14 protein-coding genes are annotated in these 15,918 nt (G+C 28.2%); 12 read left to right on the forward strand and 2 right to left on the reverse strand.

The features are described 5' to 3' along the window. The first annotated feature begins 156 nt into the window (after window positions 1-156). Window positions 157-426 carry a 30S ribosomal protein S20 gene (rpsT, locus tag BUSG_RS00775; RefSeq protein ID WP_011053679.1) on the forward strand — a complete coding sequence of 90 codons (270 nt, stop codon included), beginning with the start codon at window positions 157-159 and terminating at the stop codon, window positions 424-426. A gap of 56 nt (window positions 427-482) precedes the next feature. On the opposite strand, the gene dnaJ is transcribed toward rpsT, so the two are convergent. Further along, window positions 483-1,619 carry a molecular chaperone DnaJ gene (dnaJ, locus tag BUSG_RS00780; protein ID WP_011053680.1) on the reverse strand — a complete coding sequence of 379 codons (1,137 nt, stop codon included), beginning with the start codon at window positions 1,617-1,619 and terminating at the stop codon, window positions 483-485. Between the two features lie 102 nt (window positions 1,620-1,721). After that, on the reverse strand, window positions 1,722-3,638 hold the full coding sequence (gene dnaK / locus BUSG_RS00785) for a molecular chaperone DnaK (protein WP_011053681.1): 1,917 nt from the start codon (window positions 3,636-3,638) through the stop codon (window positions 1,722-1,724). A 369-nt stretch (window positions 3,639-4,007) separates the two neighbouring features. Here dnaK and ndhC point away from each other — a divergent pair, with 369 nt between their 5' ends. The 11 genes from ndhC (at window position 4,008) to nuoL (ending at window position 15,893) form a co-directional block, all read left to right on the forward strand. Next, complete coding sequence (gene ndhC / locus BUSG_RS00790; protein ID WP_011053682.1) at window positions 4,008-4,388, forward strand: NADH-quinone oxidoreductase subunit A; 381 nt, start codon at window positions 4,008-4,010, stop codon at window positions 4,386-4,388. Between the two features lie 57 nt (window positions 4,389-4,445). Beyond that, window positions 4,446-5,117, forward strand: coding sequence for a NuoB/complex I 20 kDa subunit family protein (locus BUSG_RS00795; protein WP_011053683.1), 672 nt, complete (start codon window positions 4,446-4,448; stop codon window positions 5,115-5,117). Between the two features lie 105 nt (window positions 5,118-5,222). Next, complete coding sequence (nuoC, locus tag BUSG_RS00800) at window positions 5,223-7,016, forward strand: NADH-quinone oxidoreductase subunit C/D (protein ID WP_011053684.1); 1,794 nt, start codon at window positions 5,223-5,225, stop codon at window positions 7,014-7,016. Window positions 7,017-7,036: 20 nt separating this feature from the next. Further along, window positions 7,037-7,525: an NADH-quinone oxidoreductase subunit NuoE gene (gene nuoE / locus BUSG_RS00805; RefSeq protein ID WP_044006081.1), complete on the forward strand. Its 489-nt coding sequence runs from the start codon at window positions 7,037-7,039 to the stop codon at window positions 7,523-7,525. Continuing rightward, the gene (gene nuoF / locus BUSG_RS00810; protein ID WP_011053686.1) at window positions 7,522-8,865 is read left to right on the forward strand and encodes an NADH-quinone oxidoreductase subunit NuoF; all 1,344 of its coding nucleotides are present in this window, start codon (window positions 7,522-7,524) and stop codon (window positions 8,863-8,865) included. Before nuoE ends, nuoF begins: the two co-directional genes overlap by 4 nt. Window positions 8,866-8,936: 71 nt before the next feature. Beyond that, window positions 8,937-11,669 (forward strand): NADH-quinone oxidoreductase subunit NuoG, encoded by a 2,733-nt coding sequence (gene nuoG / locus BUSG_RS00815; RefSeq protein WP_011053687.1) that lies wholly within the window; start codon window positions 8,937-8,939, stop codon window positions 11,667-11,669. After that, entirely contained in the window at window positions 11,666-12,634 is a 969-nt protein-coding gene (gene nuoH, locus BUSG_RS00820) for an NADH-quinone oxidoreductase subunit NuoH (protein ID WP_011053688.1), read from the forward strand. The genes nuoG and nuoH overlap by 4 nt, the downstream gene beginning before the upstream one ends. Before the next feature lie 21 nt (window positions 12,635-12,655). Next, window positions 12,656-13,198, forward strand: a complete 543-nt coding sequence (gene nuoI, locus BUSG_RS00825; protein WP_011053689.1) for an NADH-quinone oxidoreductase subunit NuoI — start codon at window positions 12,656-12,658, stop codon at window positions 13,196-13,198. A gap of 14 nt (window positions 13,199-13,212) precedes the next feature. Next, on the forward strand, window positions 13,213-13,704 hold the full coding sequence (gene nuoJ, locus BUSG_RS00830; RefSeq protein WP_011053690.1) for an NADH-quinone oxidoreductase subunit J: 492 nt from the start codon (window positions 13,213-13,215) through the stop codon (window positions 13,702-13,704). Between the two features lie 42 nt (window positions 13,705-13,746). Beyond that, window positions 13,747-14,049 (forward strand): NADH-quinone oxidoreductase subunit NuoK, encoded by a 303-nt coding sequence (gene nuoK, locus BUSG_RS00835; RefSeq protein ID WP_011053691.1) that lies wholly within the window; start codon window positions 13,747-13,749, stop codon window positions 14,047-14,049. Then, window positions 14,046-15,893: an NADH-quinone oxidoreductase subunit L gene (gene nuoL / locus BUSG_RS00840; RefSeq protein ID WP_011053692.1), complete on the forward strand. Its 1,848-nt coding sequence runs from the start codon at window positions 14,046-14,048 to the stop codon at window positions 15,891-15,893. Before nuoK ends, nuoL begins: the two co-directional genes overlap by 4 nt. The last annotated feature ends 25 nt before the right edge of the window (window positions 15,894-15,918 follow it).

Below are 15,918 nucleotides of genomic sequence, written 5' to 3' on the forward strand. Positions count from 1 at the left end.
TTGACCTAATGAAATGAAGTGATTTGTTATTAAAAATTTTTGTTTATTTTATAAATAATTTTGATGTATTATTCTTACTAATATATAATATTATTTTTATTTATAGATAAATTTTTAATTTATTAAAAAATTATTTTTTATATTTGGGAGTTAAAATTGGCAAATATTAAATCTGCTAAAAAAGATTCTATAATTTCAGAAGAACGTCGTAAAAAAAATGCTAGTCAACGTTCAAAAATGCGTACTTTTATAAAAAAAGTTCGTTTAGCCATCTCTTCTGGAGATAAAGAAAAATCATATGATGCTTTTAAGAAAATGCAACCTATTATTGATAAATATGCAACTAAAGGTTTAATACATAAGAACAAAGCTGCACGATATAAATCTATTTTGTCTTTCAAGATTGCAAAATTGCATAAAAATTAATTTTTTACAATGGTATTGCCTCTAATTTTTTTAAGAAGCAATACTTTACAATTTTTTTATTTTGTTAAATCATCAAAAAATCTTTTGACACCATCAAAAAATCTTTTCGAACGTGGGCTGTTTTTATCTCCTCTAAATCCATTAAAACTATTCCCTAGTTCACTTAAAAGATACTTTTGTTTTTCGTTGAGATTAACTGGAGTTTCTACTACCACGCGACATAATAGATCGCCTCGACTTCTACTTTGTACTGATTTTACTCCCTTTCCTCTAATGCGAAAAAGTTTTCCTGATTGAGTTTCAGACGGTATCTTTAAATTAACTCTACCATCTAGAGTAGGTACCTCGATTTCTCCACCCAATGCAGCCATAGTAAAATTGATTGGTACTTCACAGTAAAGGTTATTCTCTTCTCTTTCAAAAATAGGATGTTTATTGACCTTCATTTGTACATAAAGATCACCTGGTTGTGCACCATTTGTTCCTGCTTCACCTTCTTTACTCAATCGAATTTTATCATTAGTATCAATACCAGGTGGAATTTTTACCGATAATGTTTTATTTGTTTTTATTCTTCCTTGTCCTCGACACATACGGCATGGATTTTTAATTACTGTACCTATTCCATTGCATGTAGGACATGATTGTTGAACAGTAAAAAATCCCTTTCTAATATGAATTTGACCTTTGCCATGACATGTTGAACATCCATTAGGTTTAGTTCCAGTACTTGTTCCCATACCATAACAGGTTTTGCATTTTTGAAAAGTTGGAATACGGATTTCTTTTGTTGTTCCTTTCACGGCTTCTTCTAGTGAGATTTCCATATTATAGCATAAATCGGCTCCTTTTTTCACTCTTTGATTTCTGCTTCCTCCGAAAATATCACCAAAAACATCTCCAAAAATATCGCCAAAATCTGTAGAACTAGTAAAAGTACTATAAGTATTATTTTGATTGTAACCGTTTTCAAAAGCAGCATGTCCATATTGATCATATGCAGTTCGTTTTTCTTCATTAATTAAAATTTCATATGCTTCTTTTATTTCCTTAAATTTATTTTCAGCATTTTTATCTCCTTGATTACGATCAGGGTGGTATTTCATTGCTAATCGTTTATAAGCTTTTTTAATTTCTCGTTCTTCAGCTGATTTTGGAATGCCTAAAATTTGATAGTAATCTTTTTTTGCCATATTGCTATTCTTCCTGCTTTCAAAATAAGTACACGGGCGTAGATTTTTTCTACGCCCGTGCTGGTTTAAATACTCTAATGACTTTTTTTAGATTGAAGTTTATTATTTTTTAGGATCTTTTATTTCTTCAAATTCTGCATCTACAACGTTTTCATCTTTTTTTGATTCAGATGATGTATCTTCTTTTTTTAGATTTTCTTCTGATTTTTTTTGATTTATTTCTGTTAGCTTAGATGAAATATTTAAGAGATTTTGAATATTTTTTTCAATTTCAGATTTATTTTCTCCCTTTAATGATCTTTCTAGTTCATCTAAAGCTGATTTTATTTTTTCTAATTCTTTTTTTTCTATTTGATTTTTGTTTTCATCTAATTGTTTTCTAATACTATGTATTAATTGATCACCTTGATTTCTTACTTGAATTAATTCTTCAAATTTTCGATCTGCTTCAGAATTAGCTTCGGCATCATTAATCATTTTTTTTATTTCTTCTTCATTAAGACCAGAAGAGGCTTTTATAGTAATTTTTTGTTCTTTTCCAGTTTTTTTGTCTTTTGCGGATACATGTAATATACCATCAGAATCAATATCAAATGTTACTTCAATTTGTGCTGTTCCTCTTGGTGCTGGTTCAATTCCGTCTAGATTAAATTGTCCTAAAGATTTATTGTCTAGTGCTCTTTTTCTTTCACCTTGAAGTATATGTATTGTTACAGCGGATTGGTTGTCTTCTGCTGTTGAAAACACTTGACTATGTTTAGTAGGAATAGTAGTGTTTTTATTTATCAGTGAAGTCATTATACCGCCCATAGTCTCGATGCCTAATGACAATGGAGTTACATCGAGTAATAAAACATCTTTAACGTCTCCTGAAAGTACGCCTCCTTGAACTGCAGCACCAACTGCAACAGCTTCATCTGGATTAACATCTTTTCTAGGTTCTTTTCCAAAGAAATCTGCTACCTTGGACTGTACCATAGGCATTCTTGTTTGACCACCTACTAATATTACGTCATTGATATCTCCAACAGACAGTCCTGCATCTTTTAACGCTACTTTAAGTGGTTCAATAGAACGCATTACTAAATCTTCTACTAAAGATTCTAACTTTGAACGAGTTACTTTAATATTTAAATGTTTAGGTCCATTAGAGTCAGCTGTAATGTAGGGTAGATTTACATCAGTCTGTTGTGCTGATGATAATTCTATTTTTGCCTTTTCTGCAGCTTCTTTTAAGCGTTGCATTGCTAATGAATCATTTCTTAAGTCAATACCTTGTTCTTTTTTAAATTCTTGAACTAAATAATTAATTAGCCTACTATCGAAATCCTCTCCACCAAGATGGGTATCTCCATTAGTAGCAAGAACTTCAAATGTTTTTTCTTTATCAACATCGTCAATTTCAATAATTGATATATCAAAAGTACCTCCACCTAAATCGTATACTGCTATAGTCCTATTTCCTTCACCTTTATCTAAGCCATAAGCAAGCGCTGCAGCTGTAGGTTCGTTGATAATTCTTTTAACTTCTAATCCTGCAATTCTACCGGCATCTTTAGTGGCTTGTCGCTGAGCGTCATTAAAATAAGCAGGAACTGTAATAACAGCTTCTTTTATTGATTCTCCTAAGTAGTCTTCTGCAGTTTTTTTCATTTTTTTCAGTACTTCTGCAGAAATTTGAGGAGGTGCCATTTTTTGTTTTTTAACGTCAATCCATGCGTCACCATTTTCAGAATTAATAATAGAATAGGGCATAATTTTGATATCACGCTGAACTTCATCATCTCTAAATTTTCTACCAATTAATCTTTTTATAGCAAACAATGTGTTTTTGGGATTAGTGATAGCTTGACGTTTAGCAGGTTGTCCTACTAAAACTTCTCCTTTTTCAGTATACGCAATAATTGAAGGTGTTGTGCGATCACCTTCAGAATTTTCTAAAACACGCGGTTTGTTGCCATCCATAATGGCAACACAAGAGTTGGTTGTTCCCAAGTCAATACCAATAATTTTGCCCATTGAAATTCTCCTATTTATGATTGTTTGATAAATTGGGTTTGCAACCTTTATGCGGCCATTTTTTTTGGCTTTATAATTTAGCTACATAGGTTTGTTTTTAATATATCGTTTAATGATTATTAGATGGGGTCTTTTTTCTCGTCATCAAGGTCTCAGTATAAAAAAATAATTTTTTTAACCTCAATTTTTTTTCATTTTAATAAACATAATTTATTATTTCATATTTTTCATGTATATTTTATTTTTATTAACTATTTCTACATTTTAAGACAAATTGCATTTTTTTATTGATTTTTACTAAGATACAATAGATAGTTTGATTATCATAGTTATAAAAATATTTTTATATTTTATTAGGAACTATAAATAATGCTGAAAAATACATTAGATATGACTGAATATTTATCTTTTCTTTACTTTATTTTTTTTTCTTTATTTTTTTGTTGTTTTATGCTATTTACAAGTTGGTTTTTAGGGGGAAGATCGTTATCAAGATATAAAAATACTCCTTTTGAATCTGGCGTTGTTTCAGTAGGTAATACACATCTTCATTTTTCTGTAAAATTTTATTTAATTGCAATTTTTTTTGTAATTTTTGATGTTGAAGCACTTTATCTATATGCATGGTCTGTTAGTATAGTTGAATCAGGGTGGATCGGTTTTGTTGAAGCCACTATATTTATACTTTTTCTTCTTTTATCATTGTTTTATTTAGTCCGAATTAAAGCTTTAAACTGGGTTACGTCATGATAATATCAAAAAAATTGACATTGATTATATTTAGGATTTAATTAGATGAAAGAAAAAATGAATTATACTTTAACTAGAGCAGAAAGAAAAAGTCAGAGACATTATCCGAATGAGACAACTCAATCTACTATAGATCCTATAGAAGGATATTTAAAGAAAAACATTCTTATGGGTAAAGTTACTAAATTACTTCATAAAATAGTGAATTGGGGTCGAAAAAATTCTCTTTGGCCTTATAATTTTGGTTTATCTTGTTGTTATGTTGAAATGGTTACAGCATTTACTTCTGTACATGATGTTGCACGTTTCGGTTCTGAAGTATTAAGAGCCTCTCCAAGACAAGCAGATGTTATGGTAATTGCAGGTACACCATTTATTAAAATGGCTCCTGTTATTCAAAGATTATACGATCAAATGTTAGAACCAAAATGGGTTATTTCTATGGGTGCATGTGCTAATTCTGGTGGTATGTACGATATTTATTCTGTTGTACAAGGAGTAGATAAATTTTTACCAGTAGATATTTATATTCCTGGTTGTCCACCAAGACCTGAAGCATATATACATGCCTTAACATTACTTCAAAAAACAATTAATGAAGAAAGAAGACCTTTATCTTGGGTAGTTGGAGAACAAGGCATATACCGCAAGAAAATGTTATCAGAAAAAATTCAAAACAGAAAAAAAAGAATTTCTGTTGTGAATCTTCCAACTTCAGAAAAGATATAATTTTTTTTAAAAAGAATATAAATTTTTCATACTACTAGATCGTATTTTTTGTAAATATATTATTAATATTAAAAATTTTTAGGTTAATGAAAAAATGAGAAATCTATGATAGATGAAAATAAAAAAAAAAATACTAATTTAAATAAAAATGAGTATGAAGAAAAATCAATTCTTAAAGATTTATTTCATTTTTTTGGTAAAGATTTTTGTGTTGTACAGGATACTTGTATAGATTTTCCAGTAATCTGGATTAATAAATCTTTATTGTTGAAAGTCGGTAAATTTTTATCTAGTTCACCTAAGCCTTATAATATGCTTTTTGATTTGCATGGTGTAGACGAACGTTTTCGATTAAATCGATTAAATTTACCTGAAGCGGATTTTTCAATTTTTTATCATCTAATATCTATTGAACGGAATAGTGATATTCTGATTAAAGTTCCTTTATTGAAAGACGATTTAAATGTATCAACTTTTATTAGTTTATTTCCCAATGCGAATTGGTATGAACGTGAAACATGGGAAATGTTTGGTATTATTTTTGATCAACATCCTAATTTAACTCATATTATTATGCCGAATGAATGGAAGGGATTTCCTTTGAGGAAAGATTATCCAGCTAGGGCAACTGAGCATGAGTCTTTTTTTTTAGATGAACAAAAAGAAGATTTAGAAATGGAAAATCTAAGGTTTAAACCTGAGTTGTGGGGGATGAAAAGAAAAAATGATAATGTAGATTTTATGTTCTTAAACTTAGGACCTAATCATCCTTCTGCTCATGGTGCTTTTAGAATTGTTTTACAATTAGATGGTGAAAACATTGTAGATTGTGTTCCTGATATTGGTTATCACCATCGTGGTGCAGAAAAAATGGCAGAAAGACAATCATGGCATAGTTATATTCCATATACTGATCGTATTGAGTATCTAGGTGGTTGTGTTAATGAAATGCCTTATGTTTTAGCAGTAGAAAAATTAGCTAATATTTCTGTTCCAGAAAAAGTAGAAGTAATCCGAGTCATGTTATCTGAATTATTTAGAATAAATAGTCATCTTTTGTATATTTCTACCTTTATTCAAGATGTGGGATGTATGACACCTGTTTTTCTTGCTTTTACTGATCGTCAAAAAATATACGATTTGATTGAAGCAATTACTGGAGCTCGTATGCATCCTGCTTGGTTTCGGATTGGTGGAGTAGCTCACGATCTTCCTAAAGGATGGAATGTTTTATTAAAAGAATTTCTTGAATGGATGCCAAAAAGATTAAAATATTATGTACAATTAGCTTTAGAAAATCCAATCTTAATAAGGCGTTCTAAAGGCATCGCTCAATACAATCAAAAAGAAGCATTACAATGGGGTGTAACAGGATCAGGTTTACGCTCTACAGGATTAGATTTAGATGTAAGAAAGTGGCGTCCTTATTCTGGATATCAGAATTATACTTTTGAAATTCCTATAGGTCAAGGTATCAGTGATTGCTATTCGAGAGTTATAATTAAAGTAGAAGAAATATATCAAAGTTTAAGTATTTTAAAACAATGCTTAAAAAATATGCCAGAGGGTCCTTTTAAATCTGACCATCCATTAACTACTCCTCCTCCTAAAGAACGCGTTCTAAAAGATATAGATACAATGATTACTCATTTTTTACAAGTTTCTTGGGGTCCTGTTATTCCAGCTAATGAAAGTTTTCAAATGATTGAAGCAACTAAAGGTATTAATAGTTATTATTTAATAAGTGATGGTGGTACAATGAGTTATCGAACAAGAATACGAACACCTAGTTTCCCTCATTTACAGCAAATACCTTCAGTTATTCGTGGAAGTTTAATATCAGATTTAATTGTATATTTAGGCAGTATAGATTTTGTCATGTCAGATGTGGACAGATAATTATGGATAAAAAAAAAAAAATAAAAGAAATCTCTACAACATTTACTTTAACTACTTTTGAAATTAATGAAATAGAAAAGCAAAAAAAATATTATGAAAATTCTAGATCAGTTTCAATAGAAGCATTAAAAATTGTTCAAAAAAAACGAGGATGGGTCTGTGATCAAGCAATTATAGAAATTGCAAACATACTCAATCTTAATCCAAGTGAAGTAGAAAGTGTAGCTACTTTTTATAGTCAAATTTATCGTCAACCTGTAGGTCGTAACGTCATAAGATATTGTGATAGTGTGGTTTGTTATTTAACTGGTTATGAAAAAATAAAAAAATTTTTAGAAGACTATTTATTTATTAAAATAGGTAATACTACTGTAGATGGTAGATTTACCTTATTGCCAGTTTGTTGTTTAGGAAATTGTGATAAAGCTCCTACCATAATGATTAATGAAGATTTATATTCTCACCTTAATCCAGATTTAATACCAAATTTGCTGGAATTATATAAATGAATAATATTATCCCCACTGAGGAGACACATCCGTTAACATGGAGATTAAGAAATGATCGAGAAACAGTTTGGATTGAAGAATATTGTAAAAAAAATGGTTATTTTAGTTTAAAAAAAGCATTAAAAACTATGTGTCCAGAAGATGTTGTACATTTGATAAAAGAATCAGGTTTAAAAGGAAGAGGAGGAGCTGGTTTTTCTACAGGTTTAAAATGGAGTTTAATGTCTAAAGACAATAGCTCTAAAATTCGTTATTTATTATGCAACGCTGATGAAATGGAACCTGGAACTTATAAAGATAGATTTTTAATGGAAAATATACCTCATCAATTAATTGAAGGAATGTTATTATCAGCGTTTGCCTTAAATGTTTCTCGTGGTTATATTTTTTTACGGGGTGAATATATTAAAGCTGAATATATTTTAAAAAAATCTATACAAGAAGCAATTAATTTTGGTTTTATTGGTTCTAATATTTTAAATAGTGGTTTTAATTTTGAACTTTTTTTACATACTGGAGCTGGTCGTTATATTTGTGGCGAAGAAACTGCTTTAATTAATTCGCTAGAGGGACGTAGAGCTAATCCAAGAGCTAAGCCACCTTTTCCTGCAGTATTTGGGCTATGGGGAAAACCTACTTGTGTTAACAATGTTGAAACATTATCTAATGTTCCTTCTATTGTATTACATGGTGTTAATTGGTATAAAAAACTATCTAAAAGTACTGATACTACTGGTACTAAGTTAATGGGATTTTCAGGAAAAGTAAATAATCCTGGTGTTTGGGAATTACCTTTTGGAACTACTGCACGTGAAATTTTAGAAGATTATGCACGTGGAATGAAATCAGGTTTATTTTTAAAATCTTGGCAACCTGGTGGAGCAGGAACAGATTTTCTCATTGAAAAACATTTAGATTTACCGATGGATTTTACAAGTATTGCAAAAGCCGGAAGTCGTTTAGGAACAGCTATTGCTATGGCTGTAGATAATAAAACTAATATGATTTCTTTAGTTTGCAATATAGAAAAGTTTTTTTCTCGTGAATCATGTGGTTTATGTACACCATGCAGAGAAGGATTACCCTGGATTGTAAAGATATTAGAAAGTTTAGAGAAAAAAGAAGGTCATAAAAATGATGTCAAAAATTTAGAGAGGTTATGTTTAGATTTAAGTCCAGGAAAAACATTTTGTGCTCATGCACCTGGTGCAGTAGAACCTTTACAAAGTGCTATAAAATATTTTCGTTTAGAGTTTGAAGCTGGTATTAGCATAAAAAAATTAAAAAAATGTTCAAATATTCTTGGAATTCAATCAAATGAATTTACTTCAAAAGTTTAATTTTTTATATAAATAATTTCTAATATAAAGATTTTTATAAAAATAAAAGTTTTTTTTGGAACTCTTCTATTATGGCTAAAATTTATGTAGATGGAAAAGCATATTGTATGAGTGAATCAGATAACTTATTGCAAGCATGTTTGTCGTCTGGTTTGAACATTCCTTATTTTTGTTGGCATCCTATATTAGGAAGTTTAGGAGCATGCCGACAATGTGCTGTGACACAGTATAATAGTTCTTTAGATAATCAAGGAAAGTTGATTATGTCTTGTATGACACCTGTAATTGATGGAACTATTATTTCTATTAACGATGATACATCAAAGAAATTCAGAAGTAATATTGTAGAGCTTCTATTAACAAATCATCCTCATGATTGTCCAGTATGCGAAGAAGGTGGTAATTGTCATTTACAAGATATGACTGTAATGACGACTCATAACTTTCGAAATTATAGATTTTCTAAGAGAACACATAAAAATCAATATTTAGGATCATTTATCAAACATGAAATGAATCGATGTATTGGGTGTTATCGTTGTGTTAGATATTATCGAGATTATGCAGACGGTACTGATTTAGATGTCTATGGTGCGAATAATAATATTTATTTTGGTCGTATAGAACACGGTGTATTAGAAAATGAACATTCAGGTAATTTAATAGAAATATGTCCTACTGGAGTGTTTACAGATAAGACACATTCTAAAAAGTATAATCGTAAATGGGATATGCAGTATGCTCCAGGAATTTGTCAAAATTGTAGTATTGGTTGTAATATTAGTATTGGAGAACGTTATGGTGAAATACGTCGTATAGAAAATAGGTATCATGAAAGTATCAATCATTATTTAATTTGTGATCTTGGACGTTTTGGATATTCTCATACTAATTTAAAGAATAGACCTAAAAAACCTATTTTATCTACGAAAGAAAATGATGTAAATATATTAAATTTTAACAAAGCAATTGAATATGCAACAAATTTTTTTCAACGTTATAAAAATGTAATTGGAGTTGGCTCTATTCGTTCTAGTATAGAAAATAATTTTGCTTTACAAGAATTAGTTGGTAAAGAGAATTTTTGTAATGGAATGTCTGATAAAGAAAATTCTTGTATTAAGCTGATTTTAGACACTTTAAAGAATAATCAATTATATATCCCCTCTTTAAAAGAAATTGAAAGTTATGATACTATTTTGATTTTAGGTGAAGATTTAACACAAACAGCTCCTCGTATTGCTTTAGCAGTACGTCAAGCTATGAAGAATAAAGCTAAAGATTTAGCTGAACTGTATGGAATTCCAAAATGGAATGCTGCTCCTATATCTCAAATTTCAGAAATTTATAAGAATTATCTTTATATTTTTAACACGCATGAAACTAAATTAGATAACATTGCTGATTGGTCTTATTTTTCTTCTATTGATAATCAAGTACGTTTTGCACGTGCTATTGCTTATGAATTAGATAAAAATTTACCGGATATTTCATTTTTAGATTCTAATTTGCGCAAAAAAGCATCTTTAATTGCAAAAAAAATAATATCTTCAAAGAAAGTATTGATTATTTCTGGTTCTCATGTCTATAGCAAATCTATTATCCAAGCTTCTATAAATATAGCTATATCAATCAATCAAAAAAATATTAATCATGTTGGTTTAACCTTTGTAACTTCTTCTTCAAATACTTTAGGATTAGGAATACTTGGTGGTTTTTCCATAGAAAATGCGTTAAAAAAACTAAAAAATAGAGAAGCCGAAGCTATAATTTTTATGGAATATGATTTATATCGTTATATATCTAAACATGATTGTGACGTTTTGTTTAAAAAAAATGACAATATTATGTCTATAGATCATCAATATACTCAAACATATAAAAATTCTGGATTTGCGCTACCTTCTGTAAATTTTACAGAAAGTTCAGGTACCATAGTAAATTTTGAAGGTAGAGCACAGCGTTTTTTTCAAGTATATGATCCTATGTTTTATGATAAAAAAAATTGTCTTTATGTAAGTTGGAAATGGTTATCTTTCATTAAAAGTAAAATTGAAAAAAAAGAAATATCTTGGATAAACTTAGATAATATTATTTCCGAATATTCTGACAAATATCCTATTTTCAAAAAAATAAAAACAGCTGGACCTAATGCTTCTTTTCGCGTTCATGGTCAAAAAATTGCTCGTTCTCCACATCGGTCAAGTGGTAGAACAGCTTTACGAGCAAACATTAATATACATGAGCCCTCTCAGCCAAAAGATGCTGATACAATGTTTTCGTTTTCTATGGAAGGATACAGTCAGCCAAACAAATCTATATCACATATTCCATTTGCTTGGTTTCCTGGATGGAACTCACCACAAGCATGGAATAAATTCCAAAAAGAAATAGGAAGACAATTAATATCAGGTGATTCTGGCGTTCATTTATTTAAAAGTAATAAAAAAATTTTAGATATTTATTTTCATTTTTCTCCTAAAAAATTTATTAAAGAAAAATACTGGTATGTCATTCCATATTATCATATTTTTGGAAATGAAGAATTAACTCAATATTCATCTATTATAAAACAAAACATACCCTTAGAATACGTATTAATTAGTGAGTTGGATGGATTAGAATTAGGTCTTAAAAAAAATTCTATAGTAGAGTTTAATTGTTTAAATCAAGATTTTCGTTTACCCATACGATTGTCTAAACATTTAACTTCAAAGCACATAGGTTTACCTATAGGAAGAAAAGGATTTCCTATCTCTCTTATAGGTGAAAAAGTCAAATCTTTATGGGAAGTTATGTCATGAATTCTTTAGGAATCAATATTTATGAAATATTATTTCAAATTTTACATATAACGTTGATTATAATTTTTATTATTTTTTTTGCAGCAACTTTAAGTATTTTGGAACGTAAATTTTTAGCATTTTTTCAAAATAGACATGGTCCTAATCGAGTCGGTTGGTTTGGCAGTTTACAATTATGCGCTGATATGATTAAAATTTTATTCAAAGAAGATTGGGTTCCTCAATTTAGTAAAAAATCAATTTTTATTTTGTCTCCAATTATAGCTTTTGTTTCTTTATTGTTAGTTATTCCAACAATACCCTTTACACCTAATTTTTTGATAATAAATCTAAATATAGGAATTTTATTTTTTTTAATGATGGCTTCTTTATCAGTTTATGCAGTATTATTTGCTGGTTGGTCAAGTAATAATAAATATTCTTTATTAGGTGCGATTCGCGCTTCTGCTCAAACTTTGAGCTATGAAGTTTTTTTAGGTTTATCATTAATGGGTGTAATAGCTCGATCAGGATCTTTTAATATAGTAGATATTGTTAATAGTCAAAAAGAAGTTTGGAATGTTATACCCCAATTCTTTGGTTTTTTATGTTTTTTTATAGCTGGTATAGCTCTTTGTCATAGACATCCCTTTGATCAACCTGAATCTGAACAAGAGTTAGCTGATGGGTATCATATTGAATATTCTGGTATGAAATTTGGTTTATTTTTTATTGGTGAATACATTTCTATTATTACAGTTTCAGCATTAATTTCGACAGTTTTTTTTGGAGGATATTTTGGTTTTTGGGGATCTAGTTTTTTTTGGCTTTTTTTAAAAACAGTTTTTTTTATTTTGATTTTTATTTTAATTCGAGCATCTTTACCAAGACCTAAATACGATCAAATAATGTCTTTTGGATGGAAAATTTGTTTACCGTTAACGCTATTGAATTTAATTATAACAGCTTTTTTTATATTAATATAAGCTTTATTAAGAGATAATTATATGACTGTAAAAGAAATTATTATTGGATTTTTACTGCAAATAAGAAGTATTTTGATGGTTTTCAAAAACATATTTTCTAAATCTGAAACTAAAATGTATCCAGAAGAAAAATTATATTTATCTCCTCGATATCGAGGTCGAGTGATTTTAACACGTAATATTGATGGAGGAGAACGTTGTGTCGCTTGTAATTTATGTGCTGTAGTGTGTCCTGTTGATTGTATTTCTCTTCAAAAATCCGAAAAAAAAAATGGTCGTTGGTATCCAAAATTTTTTAGAATCAATTTTTCTCGTTGTATTTTTTGTGGATTATGCGAAGAAGCATGTCCTACAGCTGCTATTCAACTTATGCCTGATTTTGAATTATCAGATTTTAACAGACAAAATTTAGTTTATGAAAAAGAAGATTTATTAATTTCGGGTCCAGGAAAATATCCGGATTATGATTTTTATCGTTTTTCTGGTGTAGTTATCAAAGATAAGAAGGTAGATAAGTTAGAAGGTCAATTAAAACCTGTAAATGTGAAAGATTTATTACCATAGAGAGGATTAGTTCAATGGAATTTGTTTTTTACGCATGTTCTTTGATAGCTGTTATTTCTACTTTATTAGTTATTATTCAAAAAAATGCAGTATATTCTTTATTATATTTAATAATTTCTCTTTTATCAATATCTGGTATTTTTTTTATATTTGGAGCTTTTTTTGCTGGTGCTTTAGAAGTTGTTATTTATGCTGGAGCAATTATTGTTTTGTTTGTTTTTGTAATTATGATGCTTAATCTTGGTAAAAAAAATGATCTTCAGGAAAAAAAGTATTTAAATCCTATTTTTTGGATTGGTCCAAGTTTTTTGTCTTTAATATTATTTTTATTAATGACATATGCTATTTTTTTTGTTAAAGATAAACAAATATATTTTAGTTTAATTGATGTAAAAGAAGTAGGTATTAATTTATTTGGTCCGTATTTATTATTAGTAGAACTTTCTTCTTTGCTTTTATTATCTGCTTTAGTTGTCGTTTTCCATATTGGAAAAGAAAAAAAATGAATTAAAAAATAATCATTTTCATTATTAAAAGGGTAATATTTTATGATTTCTTTGTTTCATGGTTTATTTTTATCATTAATATTATTTATTTTAGGTTTGACATCTCTTATAGTTCGTCGCAACATACTATTTATGTTAATTAGTTTAGAAATAATGATGAATGCTGCTGCATTAGCATTAGTAGTATCAGGAAGTTATTGGAAACAGTCCGATGGTCAAATAATGTATATACTTGCTATTACATTAGCTGCGTCTGAAGCTAGTATAGCATTAGCTTTATTACTACAACTTTATAGACGTCAAAGAACGTTAAACATTAATGCTTTAAGTGAGATGAGTGGATGAATATTATTTTCTTGATAATTTTATTTCCATTAATAGGTTTTTTATTTTTGTCCCTTATACAAGGAACTATTTCTGAAAGAAACACAAATATTATAGGTATATCTTCAATATTTGTTTCCTTAATTATTACTTTTTTTTATATTACAGGTTTTATAAACTATTCATCTCAAATTTTTACTCAAAAATTATTCAGTTGGATTTCTATTAACGAATTAGATATAGATTGTAGTCTAATTTTAGACGGATTATCTTTAAGTATGTTAGCTATGATTCTAGGAATAGGATTATTAATACATATTTTTTCTACTTGGTATATGAAAGATAAGGAAGGTTATTCGCGTTTTTTTGCGTATACTAATTTATTTATAGCAAGTATGTCATTGCTAGTTTTAGCAGATAACTTTTTGTTTATGTATTTAGGATGGGAAATTGTAAGTATATGTTCTTATTTATTAATTGGTTTTTATTATAAAACTACTAATAATACTTCTTGTGCTCTTAAAGCATTTGTTTTCACTAGAATTTCAGATGTATTTTTAATCATTTCAATGTTTTTAATATATAATAAATACGGTACTTTTAATTTTCAAGAAATTAAATTTTTATCAAATTTTTTAAATGTAGAAGATTGTTTTGATTTAAATGTTCTTACACTATGTTTATTATTAGGAGTAATGGGAAAATCAGCCCAATTACCATTGCATACTTGGTTATCTGACGCTATGGTTGGTCCTACTCCTGTTTCTGCTTTAATACATGCAGCTACTATGGTAACAGCAGGTGTATACTTAATAGCAAGAACACATTTTTTATTCTTATTAACTCCAAAAATATTATATCTTATAAGTTTGATTGGTATAATAACAATATTTATTTCTAGTTTTTCAGCTTTAGTTCAACAAGATATAAAACGTATTCTTGCATATTCTACTATGAGTCAAATAGGATATATGTTTTTAGCTTTAGGTGTCAAAGCATGGACGGCAGCTATTGTTCATTTAATTGTACATGCTATTTTTAAAGCATTGTTATTTTTATCTTCAGGTTCTTTAATTCTCTCTTGTAATAATGAAAAAAATATATTTAATTTAAGTAAGGTCAGTTCAAAATGTCCTCTTTTATATGTTTCTTTTTTGGTGGGAGGTGCATCTTTAGTTTCTTTTCCTTTAATCACATCAGGTTTTTACAGCAAGGGGAATATTTTATTTAGTGTTTTAAAAGATGGTTATTTTAATTTGTTTTTAATCGGTTTATTTTGTTCTTTCTTGACATCTATTTATACATTTAGAATGATTTTTGTTATTTTTCATAGAAGTAGTGTTTCTTTTGTTTTTTCTAATAAAAGATTAGCACATAATTTACCGTTGTTAATTTTATTGTTTTTTTCTACTATGTTTGGTTATTTTATAATAAGATTACCCCTATTTTATGTTTTTCCGATGGTAAAAAGTTTAGAAAATGGTAAGTTTTTATATGAAATAATATCTAGTTTTATATCTTTTTTAGGTATATTTATTGCTTATCACATTTGGATTAAACAACCATTTTGGTTTTTTCGATTTTTAAAATTCAAAATAATTAAATTAATTCACAAATTTTTATTAAATGGATGGTATTTTGATTTTTTTTATAAAATTTTATTTATTCATCCTTATTTATTTATATCTAAAATTTTATCCTATGAACCATTTGATTTTTTTCCTACTTTTTTTGTTGCATTTATTAAAAAAACTAACTCAATTGTATTAAAAAGCGTTAATGGTAATGTAAAATGCTACATATCAACGATGTTTGTTGGTATTAATTTGTTTTTTATTTTAGTTTTATGTTCTTTTTTATCATAGAAATGTTTTTTATTAGTTGTTTTTA

Source organism: Buchnera aphidicola str. Sg (Schizaphis graminum) (assembly GCF_000007365.1).
Classification (GTDB): Bacteria; Pseudomonadota; Gammaproteobacteria; order Enterobacterales; family Enterobacteriaceae; genus Buchnera; species Buchnera aphidicola.

What these genes read in the sequence shown, in the direction of transcription:
- ndhC (WP_011053682.1), top strand. Translation starts at nt 4,008, where the DNA reads ATGCTGAAAAATACATTAGATATGACTGAATATTTATCTTTTCTTTAC.
- nuoF (WP_011053686.1), top strand. Translation starts at nt 7,522, where the DNA reads ATGAATAATATTATCCCCACTGAGGAGACACATCCGTTAACATGGAGA.
- nuoI (WP_011053689.1), top strand. Translation starts at nt 12,656, where the DNA reads ATGACTGTAAAAGAAATTATTATTGGATTTTTACTGCAAATAAGAAGT.
- nuoJ (WP_011053690.1), top strand. Translation starts at nt 13,213, where the DNA reads ATGGAATTTGTTTTTTACGCATGTTCTTTGATAGCTGTTATTTCTACT.
- nuoC (WP_011053684.1), top strand. Translation starts at nt 5,223, where the DNA reads ATGATAGATGAAAATAAAAAAAAAAATACTAATTTAAATAAAAATGAG.
- nuoL (WP_011053692.1), top strand. Translation starts at nt 14,046, where the DNA reads ATGAATATTATTTTCTTGATAATTTTATTTCCATTAATAGGTTTTTTA.
- nuoG (WP_011053687.1), top strand. Translation starts at nt 8,937, where the DNA reads ATGGCTAAAATTTATGTAGATGGAAAAGCATATTGTATGAGTGAATCA.
- dnaJ (WP_011053680.1), bottom strand. Translation starts at nt 1,619, where the DNA reads ATGGCAAAAAAAGATTACTATCAAATTTTAGGCATTCCAAAATCAGCT.
- dnaK (WP_011053681.1), bottom strand. Translation starts at nt 3,638, where the DNA reads ATGGGCAAAATTATTGGTATTGACTTGGGAACAACCAACTCTTGTGTT.
- nuoH (WP_011053688.1), top strand. Translation starts at nt 11,666, where the DNA reads ATGAATTCTTTAGGAATCAATATTTATGAAATATTATTTCAAATTTTA.
- nuoK (WP_011053691.1), top strand. Translation starts at nt 13,747, where the DNA reads ATGATTTCTTTGTTTCATGGTTTATTTTTATCATTAATATTATTTATT.
- BUSG_RS00795 (WP_011053683.1), top strand. Translation starts at nt 4,446, where the DNA reads ATGAATTATACTTTAACTAGAGCAGAAAGAAAAAGTCAGAGACATTAT.